The organism is Gilvimarinus sp. F26214L, assembly GCF_054401055.1.
This window is the reverse complement of the sequence record NZ_JBTIYG010000013.1, coordinates 58,751-72,451: the sequence shown is the minus strand read 5'-3', so window position 1 is coordinate 72,451 and position 13,701 is coordinate 58,751. Positions and strand designations below refer to the sequence as shown.

Here is a 13,701-nt window from a genome sequence, read left to right as displayed (position 1 = left end):
TGCCAGGCATCCGCCGGCTCAATAGCTGGTAAAACGCCGCTGCAGAGTGCTGGTTTGAGTTCCGTCCCGCTCCAGATAGCTGGTCATGAAACGCACCTGCTCACCCACGGACGCTTTGGCGTGCAGAATGAAGTAGTTGCTCGTCACACCATAGCCGGCATTGGCACTGTCCGCGTTCGGTGCCACGTTCTGCAGTACCGGACTGCTGAAAAAATCGCTGACCGTTTCATACTGGGTGAGCTGGCGGTCTTCGAGCAAGTCCGCCAGCGCCCGTTCATCCAGCGGACTCAGGTCGTCCACGTCGTTGATGGTGCGCAGCAGGGGCGGCAACGCGGTATTCAGATTCAGGGTCGCATCCGCCGGAAGCGCCACCAGCAGGGGCTCCAGCAACCGGTACAACTCCGGGGTCACATGCCGCACCAGCCGCAGCTCGCTCACGCTGTTGAACGGTTGGTTCGCAGGCTCGTAGGGCGGCTCTTCCCGACTGTAATGTAACGACTCCGCACCACCGAACCCGAAAGGTTCATCGTCCTCGTCGATCCAGTCCACCACTGCCTCGGTGATCTCGATGGCCTCGTCAGGATTCAGGGGATAATCCTCAAAGGTCTGCAACAGGCGAATGAACCGCCGCTGCGCCGGCGTAAAGCGCTCGGCGGGATTGCCCGGAGTATCCTCTGCGTTCGCCTTGCGCTCGAGGCTGTTCAGGTTGAAGCGCCCGTGGGCGTCCTCCAGACGAGCTTCGAGCAAACCGTGGTCCGTCGGGAAGGGCGGTATGGCCTGGGCCCAGATCTCGGTCAGATTATCGGTTTCGGTTTCCGCGGCGTCCTGCTCCAGCACCACGCCGGCCAATGCTTCCGCCCCCAGCAAGTAGTAGCGGGCCTGAGCACCGTAGGAGCGGTACTCCACCCGGGAATAGTTCAGGGTGAAAGTATGGGCGAACTGCACCGCCAGCACCGTCACCACCGCAACGATCAACAGAGCCAGCACGAGCACCGCGCCCCGGTTGCGCGACCGGTGTCCGCCCCGGAGATTTGCTCGGCTGTGACCGAGTGCGCGCGCCCGGTATCTATGTGCCGGGGAGCGAGAAGATGCGCTGTACATCGCCCACTTCCTCCAGAGTCAAGGTCACTTCCACTGCAACCGGAAGGGACCCGCCTTCAACACTCATGTCCGGGGTATTGCTGGCCGGCGGCCACACGTCCTGCCAGTTTCCGGATACTACCTCGCCCTGCCCCCGGGGCAGGAAACGAATCCGCAATTCTTCAATGTCTTCCACCAGCAACCGGGTTCCCGCCGGCTCCGTATCCAGGGGCTGGTTGCGCTCGCGCCAGAAATCCCGCCAGAGCTCTCCATCGAACCAGCGGTAGCCGACGCGCTGCAGGTCGCTGCGGCGCTGGTCCAGGGGGTTGGCCCAGCCATCGCGCACGAAGCGCAGCACATAGTCGCCCAGCAGGTAATTGGCTCCGCGACTCGAGGAATCCCCGCCCATGAACGCTGGTGCCGACTCGGTGCTGCCCAACCCGGCCTCGGTGCTGGGCAGGTCCCGGTCCACCACGTGCAGGAGGTCCGTCGCCAGCAGCTGGAAAACAGTTTCGAGATTGTTCACCGCAGTGAGCGCCTCGTCGCTGCGCTCCTTGGCAACCATTGCGCTGCTCAGGAATCCGTAGGCGAGCGCGGCGATCAGGGCCGAAATGGCCACGGCGATGAGCATCTCGATCAGCGTGAAACCGTAATCGCGGCGCCTACTCACGGGAGTTCTCTTCCGGGTTCTCTTCATGCTCTTTGATGAAGGCCAGCAAAGAGACGATCACTTCGTCCGGCTCCGTGCCCACATCAACCGTCTGGCGCCACATGCCTTCCATTTCCGTCGGTTCTGAAGTTGCGGTCCAGTACCAGGTACGGCCAGCCATTTCCGATTCGCCGCTTGCTTCACCCTCCAGCAACTGCTCGTTCATTTCATAGTTGAGCCGCAGAATTTCCAATTGGTTCTGGGCGACCCACTGGGCAAACGAACGGTCCCGCAAATCTGCGGTACCTTCCGCCTGGGTGCTGATCTGCGACAGCAACGCGGGCAAGGCGATACCAACCACCAGAAGAGCGACCATGACCTCCACCAGAGTGAAGCCTCGAAGGCGCTTTGCGCGTTGATCCATGCAGGTCACAGAGCTGCCTCGTCTTCATCGTCAACAATTTCCACTCGCCCGCGCAATTCGCTGGTGAGGACCCGCTGTTCCTCCACGGCTTCCGCGTCGAACAGGGTCAACTGGAAAGGAGTGACTTCACCTCCCGGGTAAAACACGATGCTCGGCAGCGGCGGCTCGTCTTCGTCGTCATCCTCGCGTTGTTCAATGCGCGAAAAGTTGACGAGCTCTCCTTCCACTTCCAGAGAGACTTCCAGGTTCTCCGGCAGCTGCGCCGCCTCCAGTGGCGGGCCGGCTTCGACCCACACACCGCCCCGATAACTCTGCCACCGGTAACGCCAGCCTGGCTCCAGGTCCGGCTCGATCAACACCAGTCCGATGGGCTCACCCGTGAGCACCGCGCGATCTTCCGCCAGACGGGAGTACTCCAACAGCCGTTGGCTTTCTGTTTCGATCTGCTCCTCCGGACTTCCGCCGATATTGACGGACAGCGACACAGTGCCGATCAGAAGACCTATGATGAAAATCACCACCAGCAGCTCGATCAGGCTGAAGCCGCGGGCGTGCGATGGTTGCCGCTGGTTGATCATAGGCCCGATGTGCCGCTCCAAATGCCGGGTTACTCCTGGCTCGCCAGCACTTCGTCCAGAGTCTGCCAGTTACCCAGGTCCGTGTTGGGTCCTTCGCCACCGGGCACACCGTCAGCACCATAGGTAAAGATATCCACCTGGCCGTGTTCACCCGGGCTCAGATACAGATACTCATTGCCCCAGGGATCGGTGGGCACACGTTCCACGTAGCCGCCCGATTTCCATTTGCGTGGAACCGGGTCCATGGTGGGTTTTTCCACCAATGCCTTCAGTCCCTGCTCGCTGGTGGGATAGACGTAGTTGTCGAGCTTGTAGATCTGCAAGGCGGACTTGATCCGGTCAAAGTCCGCGAACACGGTGCGGGTGCGGGCCACGTCCGCTTCGCCGATGAACTGGGGAGCCACGATCCCCATGAGCAGTCCGAGAATCACCAGCACCACCAGGAGCTCGATCAGACTGAAACCGCCTGCGCCGCGGTGTAACTTGGAATTTCGTAAACGCATAATTTCTCCTGCGCACAAAGCGCGTTAGACCAGTTGGTTGATATTAAAGATGGGCATCAGGATCGCCATGACAATCATGGTGACGATCACGCCCATGAAAACCACCGTGAAGGGTTCCAACAGACCCAGGGTGGTGCCCAACATCATTTCCAGCTCCCGGTCCTGGTTGCGGGCCGCGTGATTGAGCTGTTCGGACAAGGTGCCGTTGGCCTCCCCGCTGGCGACCATCTGCACCAGCAGAGGCGGGAAGACCCTGGCCCGGTCCAGTGCGCGGTTGAGGCTGCTGCCTTCCTGCACCGCAGCGGCCACTTCCATGCTGCTGGCGCGCAGCACGAGATTGCCCAGAACCTGCCCCGATATGCGCAATGCCTCCAGAAGCGGAACACCACTGGACAGGAGGATGGCCAGTGTTGCCGAGAAACGGGCGCTGTCCGCCTGGATCAGCACGTCGTTGATCACGGGTACCCGCAGCAGGAAGCGGTGCCAGCGCATCCGATTTTTTTCGTCCCGCAGCCAGAAGCGAAACCCGGCAATCGCGCCGATCACTGCCAGCAGTGCTACCAGACCACGCCAGGAGCTGACAAAGTCACTCACCGCGATCAGAATCTTGGTGAGCATGGGCAATTCCCGATCGGAGTTCTGAAAAATTGCAATCAGGTCCGGAACCACAAACGCCATCAGAATGCCGATGACCGTAACACTCACCCCAAGTAACACGAGGGGGTAGACCATGGCCATCTGCAGCCGCTGACGGGTGGCCTGACTCGACTCGGTGTAGTCCGCCAGGCGCTCCAGTATCTGCCCGAGAAAGCCTGCGCTCTCGCCGGCCCGCACCATGGCCCGGTACATGTGATCGAATGCCTTCGGGTGCTCTCCCAGAGCCTGGGCGAGGCTGCGACCTTCCACAACCCGCGAACGAACCTGCAGCAGCAGGCCCTTGATACTTTCCTTTCTGCTCTGGCGCGCCGCCACCTGCAGGGTTTCGTCCAGCGGCAACCCCGATTGCACCAGTGAAGCAAGCTGCCGGGTGATCAGCGACAGATCCTTGCTGCTGAGGCGGCGACCGCCCAGCAAGCCGCGCCTCGCGCCCGCTTCCTCCGCTTCCTTCTGGGCCACGCTGCGAACCGCCAGGGGCTTCAACTTCTGCGCGCGCAGCTGTGCCCGAACCTGTCGCTCGGAATCGCCTTCCAGGACACCCTTGATGGTCTTGCCGGCGGGGTTGAGTGCGCGGTAACTGAATGCTGCCATTGCTTTGCCTGCTTCAGTCGTCTCGTAACGGTTTATTCTTCAGGATGATCAAGCGGTGGCGGTTACGCGCAGCACTTCTTCAATACTAGTCTGTCCGGCCAGCACCCGGTTCCGGCCGTCCTGATCGATGGAGGTGCTCTTGCTGCGGGCATGGGCCAGCATGGCCTGCTCACCCGCGGATTCGTGGATAAGCTGACGCAGTATGTCGTCGATCTCGATCAGCTCGTATATCGCACTTCGGCCCCGATAGCCAATGTGGTTGCATTGAGCGCAGCCGACACCCGGCCGGTAGATCTGCGCATCGGCGGGAATCCGGAACCGTTCCTGCTCCGCCGGCGTTGGGGAATAGGGCTGTTTGCAGTTTTCGCACAGCACCCGCACCAGGCGCTGGGCCATCACCACCTCGATACTGGAGGAAAGCAGGAAGGGCTCCACCCCCATGTCCTGCAACCGGGTGATGGCACCAATGGCGGTGTTGGTGTGCAAGGTGGAAAGCACCAGGTGGCCGGTCAAACTCGCCTGCACGGCAATGGAGGCGGTTTCACTGTCGCGGATCTCACCAATCATCACCACGTCAGGATCCTGACGGAGGATGGCGCGCAGACCACGGGCGAAGGTCATATCCACCTTGGCGTTCACCTGGGTCTGGCCGATCCCGGGCAACAGGTATTCAATCGGATCTTCGATGGTCAGAATGTTGCGACTGCGGTCATTGATATGGCTCAGGCCCGCATAGAGTGTCGTGGTCTTACCCGAGCCGGTGGGGCCGGTAACCAGGATGATGCCGTGGGGCTTGCCCATCGCACGCCTGAACCGGTCATGCACCTCTTCCGGCATGGCCAGCTGGTCCAGGCTGAGATGCCCGGCAGCCTGATCCAGCAGACGCAACACGACGCGCTCCCCATGGGCGGAGGGAATCGTCGACACGCGGATGTCCACAGCGTGGCCCGCCAGCTTCACTGTGATACGGCCGTCCTGAGGCAAGCGCTTTTCGGCAATGTCCAGCCGCGCCATAACCTTGAGGCGGGACACAAGCACGGGGGCAAGCTCGGGCTTTGGTGACAGGACCTCGGTGAGAACACCATCCACCCGGAAGCGGACGGCGACCCGATCCTCGAAGGGCTCCAGGTGCACGTCCGAGGCCTTGTCGCGCACGGCCTGGGAAAGAATGGCATTGATCAGACGGATGACGGGTGCGTCGTCCTCGCCGGACAGCAGATCGCTGTTCTGGGGGATCTCGTCCGCCAGACTGCTGAGATCGAATTCCGCGCCAATTTCGTCCACCGCGCGTTGGGCGGCCCCTTCGCTGCTCTGGTAGAGCTGGGTCAGCTTCTTCTGGAATTCCGCCTCGGAAATCTGCGCCATCTCGAAGGGCTGGCCGAGAAAACGGCGCAGCTCCAGGATGACCGGCAGCGCCAACCCCGGCTTATGCAGCAGGCGGCCTTCTTCCAGCAAAACGCCGTGGCCGGATGCAAAGCCGTAGGGGAGTCGTAATGCTTCGCTCACTGAGCGGATACCTCCACGTTCACGTTGTCGATGGTGACCGGCGCATCCGCTTGTTCTTCGTTCTGCTCGTCCTCCTCGTCCGCTTTAGGCGGGGGAACAACTTCCTCCCACTCGGGTAGCAGGGGCAAATCTTCTTCTCCCGTCAACAGCCGGTTCAGTGAGCGCTGCTCCAGCTGGCGGTCCCGTATGAAGTTGTACTTGACCGCAGTGGCGCCGCGCAGGGTGTCGTCATCACGCAATATTGTGGGGCGAATGAAGACCAGCAGATTGGTTTTCTGCACTGACGTCGATTGTGAACGGAAGAGATGGCCCAGGATCGGAATACTGCCCAAGAGGGGTACGCGGGTTTCGCTCTGAATCACGTTATCCTTGATGAGACCACCCAAAACCACGGTTTCTCCATCGGCCACTGTAACCCGGGTTTCGATCTGCCGTTCGTTGGTAATCAAATCCACGGCGCCGGCCCGTTGGGAGATGCTGGATATCTCCTGCAGTATGTCCAGAGCCACCTTGTCGCCTTTGTTCACGTGGGGCGTGACTTCCAGGGTCGTGCCCACGTTTTCACGGTTGATGGTCTGGAAGGGGTTCTGGACGCTGCTGGTGTCGCCGGTGCTGGTAAATGAGCCCGTGACAAACGGCACGCTCTCGCCCACGGTAATCCGGGCCGGCGTGTTGTCTGTGGTGAGCAGGTTGGGTGTGGAGAGAATGTTGGCACCACTGGTGGCCTGCAGCACGTCGATCAGCGCCAGAAGATCGTTGCCGTCCGTCAACCGGCCGACGCCGAAAGTCTGGCCCGCCATTCCGGCCAGCGCTCCCGCCAGCCCCGTCAAAGCGTCTTCGTCGTCGGTTTCCAGCGCGCTTTCGGCGATCTGCGCGATCGCCTGGGGATTGTTTCCAGCGTCGAAACTTCCGGCAAACCCGCCGTCTTCGTGGCGGAACAGCCACTGAATGCCCAGGTTTTTGCCAATGTCGTCATTGATTTCCACAATGATGGCTTCCACCAGGACCTGGGCCCGCTGGATGTCCAGCCGCTCGATGATTCCCTGGAGCGAATTCACCGTGTCGATATCCGCTGTGATGATGAGTGAATTGGTGTCCTCGTCGGCCTCGATGGCGGCTTCCGCAGTCTGGTCCGCAGCCTGGTCCGGGTTGAGCTTGGCCATGTTCTGAACCACATTGGTCAAACGCTCAGCCACGTTGGCGGCGGAGGCATATTCCAGGTAGATGACCCGGGCATTGCCGGTCTGCGGTTGCGGTAGATCAAGGCGGCTAATCAGGTCTTTAATGCGCTCGCGTTGGCGCTGCTCACCAGTGACCAGAACGGAGTTGGTGCGCTTGTCGGCCACCAGCTGCAGCTGGGTACTTCCGCCGCCCTGACCGGCGCCAGCGTCCTCCCGCACGATTTCGCGCAGCATGCGGACCATCTCCTCGGCCTCGGCGTACTCAAGACCAACCAGCTCGGTCTCCGGCGTGGCCGCCTGGTCAATACGCTCCACGAGCTGCCGGATGCGCTCCACGTTGGCGACGGTGTCCACCAGAATGAGCACGTTACTGGGGGGATAGGCGGTCATCTGCGCGTTACCCGTGGACACCAGCGGGCGAATGGCCGGCAGAACCTGAGCCGCCGCCACGTTGTTCAGCGGAATGACTTCGGTAACGTAGTTGTTGACGCCCGTCTGAGCGCCGGCGAAGGGCAGAGATTCGGAGCGCACCTGATTGGTGGGCACGATGGTCACCACACCGTCGCTGCGCTCCACGGCCGTGAAGCCGTTGACGTCCAGGGCGCGGAGGAAAATTTCGTAGTAGGTATCCTGGTCGACCGGGTTGTCGGTCATGACAGTGATGGTGCCCTTGACCCGCGGGTCCACCACAATGGTTTTGCCCGTGGCATCCTGCACCGCGCGGATGACCTCGAGAATGTCGGTGTTATTGAAGTTGGGAGTCCAAGTGGATTGCTGAGCCGGGTCCTGATTTGTCTGGTTCTGGCCCAAGGCGGAGCCGCATACAGAAAATAATACGGCCAGCAGCAGTAACCGTTGCCAATACGTCATTATGTGTGCCCAGTTAAGAAATAACTTGTTTTTGTGCTTACGCTTATTGCTTTTGGCCCAGGCTCAAGAGTCCCTTCTCTATTGATCCAGCGCAACGTCGACGGTGATGGTAGTGCCATCGCGCAGTATTTCCAAGGTCGCGCGGCTCTCCTGGCCCATAGACCGGTAAACTTCCATGGCCCGGCTGGTGTCGTCCAGGCCGATATTGTTCACAGCGGTAACGATGTCGTTGGGCTGAAGACCCAACTGGTCGAAGAGCTCCCGGTCGCCCTTGGGCCGGATCCGAAAGCCGATAAGCTGTCCGCCTTCCCGGTGCATGCTGACGTTCATCACGTCGGTTACCATCTGCACCTGTTCCTCGGTCGGGGCCTGCTGCCCTTCCTCAGGCCTTATACTCCGGACCAGCTCCCGGCCGCTTGGGGGCCGCCTGGCGACCGGGCGGCTCGCTGTGGAGGCATCGGCCGTCGCGGCGCTGGCCTGCGTGCCACCGCCTGCGCGATTTTGATTGTCGTACAACCACAGAGTTTCATAGCGGCCGTTGTTGTCCAGGATGACCCTGTCGACCATGATCTTGGCGATGCTCACGCCACGCGGACCCACGCTCAGCTCCTCACCGGGGTGGAACCCCTCCTGCTTGCGGCCATCGCCGATGATTGCGGTTGCCCGCTCGGGGTCGCTGCTGGGGATGGCCCCGTGCAGCACCAGGCGAAGGTTGGTTTCAACCGCGTCCTCTTCGATGCCTGAGGGGCGGGCCACAACAGGCGCCGCCTCCTCACTGGCCTCCCCGAAGAGGGAGAGATCCTTCAAGGCGTCAATATCCACACCGCCCCCGGAGGTCGCCGCTTCCTGCTCCGCAAAGGCTGTATTACTGGGAAGGGTCAATGGCGGCTTGGGAATGTCCGGCGCAGGCATGAGCAACCAGAACAGCCGGGCGAGGCTGTAGCACAGCCAGAGCACAAGCAGGGCAATGCACAGGCGCCGCCAGACCGACACCGGAACTTGTCTGAATTTGCCAACAATATGCTCAAGCCGTTGAAGGGTGTTTTGAGCGATACCACCGGCGACCACCCCGTCTGTCGCCATCGTTTTTATCTCCACTGGAACTCTGACTACGAAGCAGCGATGCCAATGCGGCATCGCTGCGATGAACTGTTGCAGCGCGGAACGCTGCGCAGCGGGCGGGCCGCGCCCATACCCGGGCGGCCCGTGCGATTACAGGCAAGACCATCGCTGAACCGATTTTATGGTTTCGTTACAGGGATAGCTATAGCAGCAACCACCAAAGCGATGCTGCGCACGCTGCTCGTGTCGCTGAAACCCACATTTTGAAGGCCTGAGGCTTTGTGGTAGCGGCCTTCGTCCTTATACTGGAGCTTCGCGTGCCCGGCCTTGTAGCACGGCAGTGTGACAGAAATATTGCCGGGGCAGCACTCAGGGAGCGAGGTTTCAACGGTTCGGCAAGACTTCCGGCCGTTAGGGTTTAGCGGTACACTGCCGCGGCCTCAGACAAAGCACGGATTGGGTAGTTCCAACTCAGAGATTATCCCGAAGTACCTATGAATGAGATTTATCTACTGCAGAACCAGGACCGATTGTTCCTGAGCAAGCAGAATGAATGGGTCGACGGCCGCGAGCCGACTGCTCTTTACAGGACCCGCCACAAAGATGAAGCCCTCAATCAACTGTTCGAGGTAAATGCAAAAGACTACAGCCAGCGGATCCACGTGCTGAGCTGCTCTGTCAAAAGCAATGGCCTCCCCGAAATCGACCCCGCCGACCTCCCGCCGCTGCATGATGCTGCCGCATCGGATGGCGACGGTACCGCGCCCGATACCGATGGAATGGAAGGCGAATCCTCCGAGCGGGCACAGGCGAGCGAATTCAGCGCGAGCTCGGCCTGACAAGGCGCTCGCAACACGCGACATCGCGAGGAAGCGCCCCGGGCGCCGCGCTGTCCCACCTTCAGGCGGCACAATGGCCGGCAGCCACGAGGATCAGAACTTGTCCCGACTTCAGCGACACCTCACCGGCATTTACGGGGCCGGCGATTATGCCCAGCTTCAGCGAATCGTGCGGGGACTGGAAAAGGAAAGCCTGCGCGTTACAGGGCGCGGCACTCTTGCCCTGACGCCCCATAGCCGCAGTCTCGGTTCTCCGCTTACGCACCCGGAAATCACTACGGATTTCAGTGAATCCCTCCTGGAGTTCATTACCGCCCCCAGCAGTAACGTAGCCGAGGTCCTCGGCCAGCTGGAAAACATCCATCGCTTCGCGTACCACTGCCTGGAGGATGAATACCTGTGGGTCAACAGCATGCCTTGTGTGCTGTCCCGGGACGATAACATTCCGGTGGCGGAGTACGGCACGTCCAATGTGGCCCGCATGAAGACCATCTACCGCCTGGGTCTGGGCCATCGCTACGGTCGCCTGATGCAAACCATTGCGGGCATTCACTACAATTTTTCGCTGCCCGAGGAATTCTGGCAGTACCTGCACGACGCAGAGCAAAGCACCCTGGATCTGCAATCTTTCAAAACCACACGCTACTTCGATCTGATCCGCAATTTCCGTCGCTATTTCGGGCTGCTGTTGTATGTGTTCGGCGCGGCGCCGGCGATTTGTCCCAGCTTTGTACAAGGACGCAAGCACAGCCTGGTGCCGCTGGGGAGCCAGGCCACACTTCATTCCCCATTTGCCACGTCACTGCGGATGGGGGATCTGGGCTACCAGAGCGATGCCCAGCAGAGCCTGCATGTGGATTACAACAATCTGCCGGATTACCTGAGCACCCTTTGCAGGGCCATTACCCAGCCGCATCCCGACTACGAAGCGATCGGGCTCAAGGATGGGCAAGGCAACTATAAGCAGCTGAATACAGGCATTCTGCAAATCGAAAACGAGTTCTACAGCTCCATTCGGCCCAAGCGCACCACTCGTAGCGGGGAAGCCGCGCTGCGAGCCCTGCACGACCGGGGCGTTGAGTACGTGGAGGTGCGCTGCCTGGACTTGAATCCCTACGAGCCACTGGGCATCAGCGAAGAACAAATCTACTTCCTCGACACCTTCCTGGTGTTCTGCCTGCTGGCCGATAGCCCACCAGCGGATGCGGATGAATTCCGCCGGGTCCACGAAAACCAGCAGCGCATGGTTTATCACGGTCGTGATCCACAGCTCACGCTCCTGAATCAGAACGGCAGCCATCGGTTCCTGCCCTGGGCCGAGGAGCTGATGGCGCAGATGCGCGATGTGGCTTCTCTTCTCGACACTGCCAACGGTCACCAATTACACACTGCCTCGCTGGAGCAGCAGGCTGCCAAGCTGCGGGAGCCGGAAAGCACGCCCTCGGCTCGCATTCTCGCGGACCTTCGCGAGACCGGTCAGACCTTCTATGAGTTCGGGCTCCAGCAGACGGTTCAGCATGCCAACCAGTTCCGCAAGGAGCCGCTGCCGGAGGAACTGCTGCAGCAGTACCGGAAGCTCGCAGACGACTCACTGCAGGAACAACAGGCGCTGGAAGCTCGGGACGCGGTGGAGTTCGACCGCTACCTGGCGGATTTCTACGCTCAATACGGCTGTTGTGCGGGCTGTTGAGCCCGTCGAATCCGTGCGATCCCTTGTGCTCTGGCGCCATATCTCCTATGGTTTGGCGGTTTTGTACGCCGTTCTTGTGGATAGGAGCCCACCGTGCCCAATACACGCATGACCAACCTTCTGATTGTCCTCGCTTGTGCGGGCCTGATGGCGTACGCGCTCTATTCGCAGGAAGTGCTGGGTTTGCACCCTTGTCCCCTTTGCATCACCCAGCGGATTTTCGTGATTCTCGTAGGCGTCGTCGCTCTCGTCGCGCTTTTGCACAATCCGGGCACTCTGTTCCGGCGTATATACGCGGGGCTCGGCATGCTTGCCGCCGTGATCGGCGCGGTGGTGTCGGGACGGCACGTGTACATCCAGAACCTCCCCCCCGATCAGGTTCCGGCGTGCGGCCCGGGGCTCGAGTATATGTTCAGTACCTTCCCGTTTTTTGAAGCGTTGGCTGTGCTGTTCCAGGGCGACGGCAATTGCGCGGAGGTAGATTGGGAACTGCTTGGCCTGAGTATGCCAGCCTGGGTACTGGCGGCGTTTGCGGGCCTGTTCCTGGTCAACCTCTGGCAATTTGTGCGGCGCCGCTGAGGAGCAAACCTGACTTCCGTCACCCGGCCAGGCATAACGGACTAATCGCGCGCCGCGGTTGTCCGCCTGCGGGCGATTGTCCTTGCTGAAGATTTTCAGATCGCCTAAGGTGGCAGACTCTCGTTTGGTTGTCGGCTATCAGAAGCCACGTGCAGTGAGGAGTCGGGCTATGCTGGAAAACTGTAAATCCGCGAAGGAGCGATGGGGCGGGGTAAGCAACATCATCGACCGCTGGTTGCAGGAAAGGCAGGAAATGCTGGTCCGCTATTGTTCATTGACAGCGATCCCCGCGTTCGACGAGAGCGACCGCGAGCAATGCGAAAAAATCCAACAGCTTTGCCAAATCATGATGGATTATGTCTCGGCTGGACATTTCGAGGTGTACGACCAGCTGGTAAAGGAGGGCAAGGAATTCAACGACGAAGCCGCCCTCGATCGCGCCAACCGGCTGTATAGCCAGGTGGAGGCGACGACTGACTCAATCCTCGATTTCAATGACAAGTATCAGGAAACCGACGATTTGAGCTCCCTTCCCGAAGACCTGTCCTTCATTGGCGAACAACTGGAAAACAGATTTGAAGCAGAGGACGGTATGATTTCCATTCTGCACGTGGCACACAAGGAGCTGGTCGCCTGAAAAAAAGGGGTAAGCGACTGCTTACCCCTTTTTTGTGCCTTCGAAAGGCAGCTTGCGACAAGCCGCTTAGTTCTGTTCTTCCGATCCCTCGGCCTTGTCCACCTCAAGCAGCTCAACTTCAAAAATGAGCGTCTCGTTCGGACCAATCACCGGACCGCTGCCACCGGGGCCGTAAGCCAGGTCGGAGGGGATGTAGAGCTCGTACTTCGATCCTTCTTTCATGTGCTGCAGACCCTCGGTCCAGCCGGGGATCACGTTCTGCAGCGGGAAGGAAACGGGCTCTCCGCGCTCGTAGGAGCTGTCAAACTCAGTGCCATCAATGAGCGTACCCCGATAATGGACGGTGACCGTATCGGCCGCTTCGGGGCTCTCGCCTTCACCTTCTTCGATCTGCTTGTACTGCAGTCCGCTCGGCAGTGTGACCACACCTTCTTTTTCCGCGTTAGCGGCCAGGAACTCCTCGCCCTTCTGCTTGTTATCAGCGGCGGCGGCTTCGCGCTCTGCCTGCTGATCGGCTTGCATGGAGGCCATCTTTTCCTCGTACTCCTGCTGGAAGCTTTGCATGGCGGTCTGCATTTCTTCCTGGGAAAGTTGGGGCTCGGCGTCGCTGTAGACGTCCTCGATGGCCTGGGCAACTATCTGGGGGTCCAGTTCAATCTGTTGTGACTTGAATTGCTGGCCAATGTTGAAGCCGAATACGTAGCTGACTTTTTCGTCCAGGCTCTGCAGCTCGGACCGCTCTTGCTCGGAGCTCTGCTGCTGGCATCCGCCAAGGCTCACCATGGCGGCCGCAATGGTCGCTACGAAGTATGCTTTTCGATTCATATCTAATATTCCACGCTTTGGCTGAAAATG

At 60.2% G+C, this 13,701-nt stretch carries 15 protein-coding genes; 5 read left to right on the top strand and 10 right to left on the bottom strand.

All coding sequences use genetic code 11. The annotated features are described in order from the left end of the window. Positions 1-18 precede the first annotated feature (18 nt). The 9 genes from gspK to gspC all read right to left on the bottom strand — a co-directional run bounded on the left by gspK (position 19) and on the right by gspC (position 9,032). Positions 19-1,101, bottom strand: coding sequence for a type II secretion system minor pseudopilin GspK (gene gspK / locus ACURWW_RS13985; RefSeq protein WP_445617619.1), 1,083 nt, complete (start codon positions 1,099-1,101; stop codon positions 19-21). Continuing rightward, positions 1,067-1,750 (bottom strand): type II secretion system minor pseudopilin GspJ, encoded by a 684-nt coding sequence (gene gspJ / locus ACURWW_RS13980; RefSeq protein ID WP_445617618.1) that lies wholly within the window; start codon positions 1,748-1,750, stop codon positions 1,067-1,069. Before gspJ ends, gspK begins: the two co-directional genes overlap by 35 nt. Then, positions 1,743-2,153, bottom strand: a complete 411-nt coding sequence (gene gspI, locus ACURWW_RS13975) for a type II secretion system minor pseudopilin GspI (protein WP_445617617.1) — start codon at positions 2,151-2,153, stop codon at positions 1,743-1,745. Before gspI ends, gspJ begins: the two co-directional genes overlap by 8 nt. A 5-nt stretch (positions 2,154-2,158) precedes the next feature. Next, entirely contained in the window at positions 2,159-2,731 is a 573-nt protein-coding gene (gene gspH, locus ACURWW_RS13970; RefSeq protein ID WP_445617616.1) for a type II secretion system minor pseudopilin GspH, read from the bottom strand. Between the two features lie 29 nt (positions 2,732-2,760). Beyond that, on the bottom strand, positions 2,761-3,234 hold the full coding sequence (gene gspG, locus ACURWW_RS13965) for a type II secretion system major pseudopilin GspG (protein WP_445617615.1): 474 nt from the start codon (positions 3,232-3,234) through the stop codon (positions 2,761-2,763). Between the two features lie 24 nt (positions 3,235-3,258). Continuing rightward, positions 3,259-4,482, bottom strand: a complete 1,224-nt coding sequence (gene gspF / locus ACURWW_RS13960) for a type II secretion system inner membrane protein GspF (RefSeq protein WP_445617614.1) — start codon at positions 4,480-4,482, stop codon at positions 3,259-3,261. Positions 4,483-4,530: 48 nt separating this feature from the next. Next, positions 4,531-5,988 (bottom strand): type II secretion system ATPase GspE, encoded by a 1,458-nt coding sequence (gspE, locus tag ACURWW_RS13955; RefSeq protein WP_445617613.1) that lies wholly within the window; start codon positions 5,986-5,988, stop codon positions 4,531-4,533. Further along, a complete protein-coding gene (gspD, locus tag ACURWW_RS13950) occupies positions 5,985-8,039 on the bottom strand; it encodes a type II secretion system secretin GspD (RefSeq protein ID WP_445617612.1) in 2,055 nt (684 codons plus the stop codon). Before gspD ends, gspE begins: the two co-directional genes overlap by 4 nt. A gap of 78 nt (positions 8,040-8,117) precedes the next feature. Further along, positions 8,118-9,032 (bottom strand): type II secretion system protein GspC, encoded by a 915-nt coding sequence (gene gspC / locus ACURWW_RS13945; protein WP_445617611.1) that lies wholly within the window; start codon positions 9,030-9,032, stop codon positions 8,118-8,120. A gap of 6 nt (positions 9,033-9,038) precedes the next feature. On the opposite strand from gspC, the gene ACURWW_RS13940 reads away from it, so the two are divergent. The 5 genes from ACURWW_RS13940 (at position 9,039) to rsd (ending at position 12,846) form a co-directional block, all read left to right on the top strand. Continuing rightward, positions 9,039-9,368 carry a hypothetical protein gene (locus tag ACURWW_RS13940; RefSeq protein WP_445617610.1) on the top strand — a complete coding sequence of 110 codons (330 nt, stop codon included), beginning with the start codon at positions 9,039-9,041 and terminating at the stop codon, positions 9,366-9,368. Positions 9,369-9,595: 227 nt separating this feature from the next. Next, on the top strand, positions 9,596-9,940 hold the full coding sequence (locus tag ACURWW_RS13935; protein ID WP_445617609.1) for a hypothetical protein: 345 nt from the start codon (positions 9,596-9,598) through the stop codon (positions 9,938-9,940). A gap of 73 nt (positions 9,941-10,013) precedes the next feature. Continuing rightward, positions 10,014-11,630, top strand: a complete 1,617-nt coding sequence (gshA, locus tag ACURWW_RS13930) for a glutamate--cysteine ligase (RefSeq protein ID WP_445617608.1) — start codon at positions 10,014-10,016, stop codon at positions 11,628-11,630. A 108-nt stretch (positions 11,631-11,738) separates the two neighbouring features. After that, complete coding sequence (locus ACURWW_RS13925) at positions 11,739-12,209, top strand: disulfide bond formation protein B (RefSeq protein WP_445617607.1); 471 nt, start codon at positions 11,739-11,741, stop codon at positions 12,207-12,209. 169 nt (positions 12,210-12,378) lie between these two features. Then, positions 12,379-12,846, top strand: a complete 468-nt coding sequence (gene rsd, locus ACURWW_RS13920) for a sigma D regulator (RefSeq protein ID WP_445617606.1) — start codon at positions 12,379-12,381, stop codon at positions 12,844-12,846. A gap of 66 nt (positions 12,847-12,912) precedes the next feature. Here the strand turns inward: rsd and ACURWW_RS13915 are convergent, their stop codons facing one another. Continuing rightward, a complete protein-coding gene (locus ACURWW_RS13915; protein WP_445617605.1) occupies positions 12,913-13,671 on the bottom strand; it encodes an FKBP-type peptidyl-prolyl cis-trans isomerase in 759 nt (252 codons plus the stop codon). Positions 13,672-13,701 lie beyond the last annotated feature (30 nt).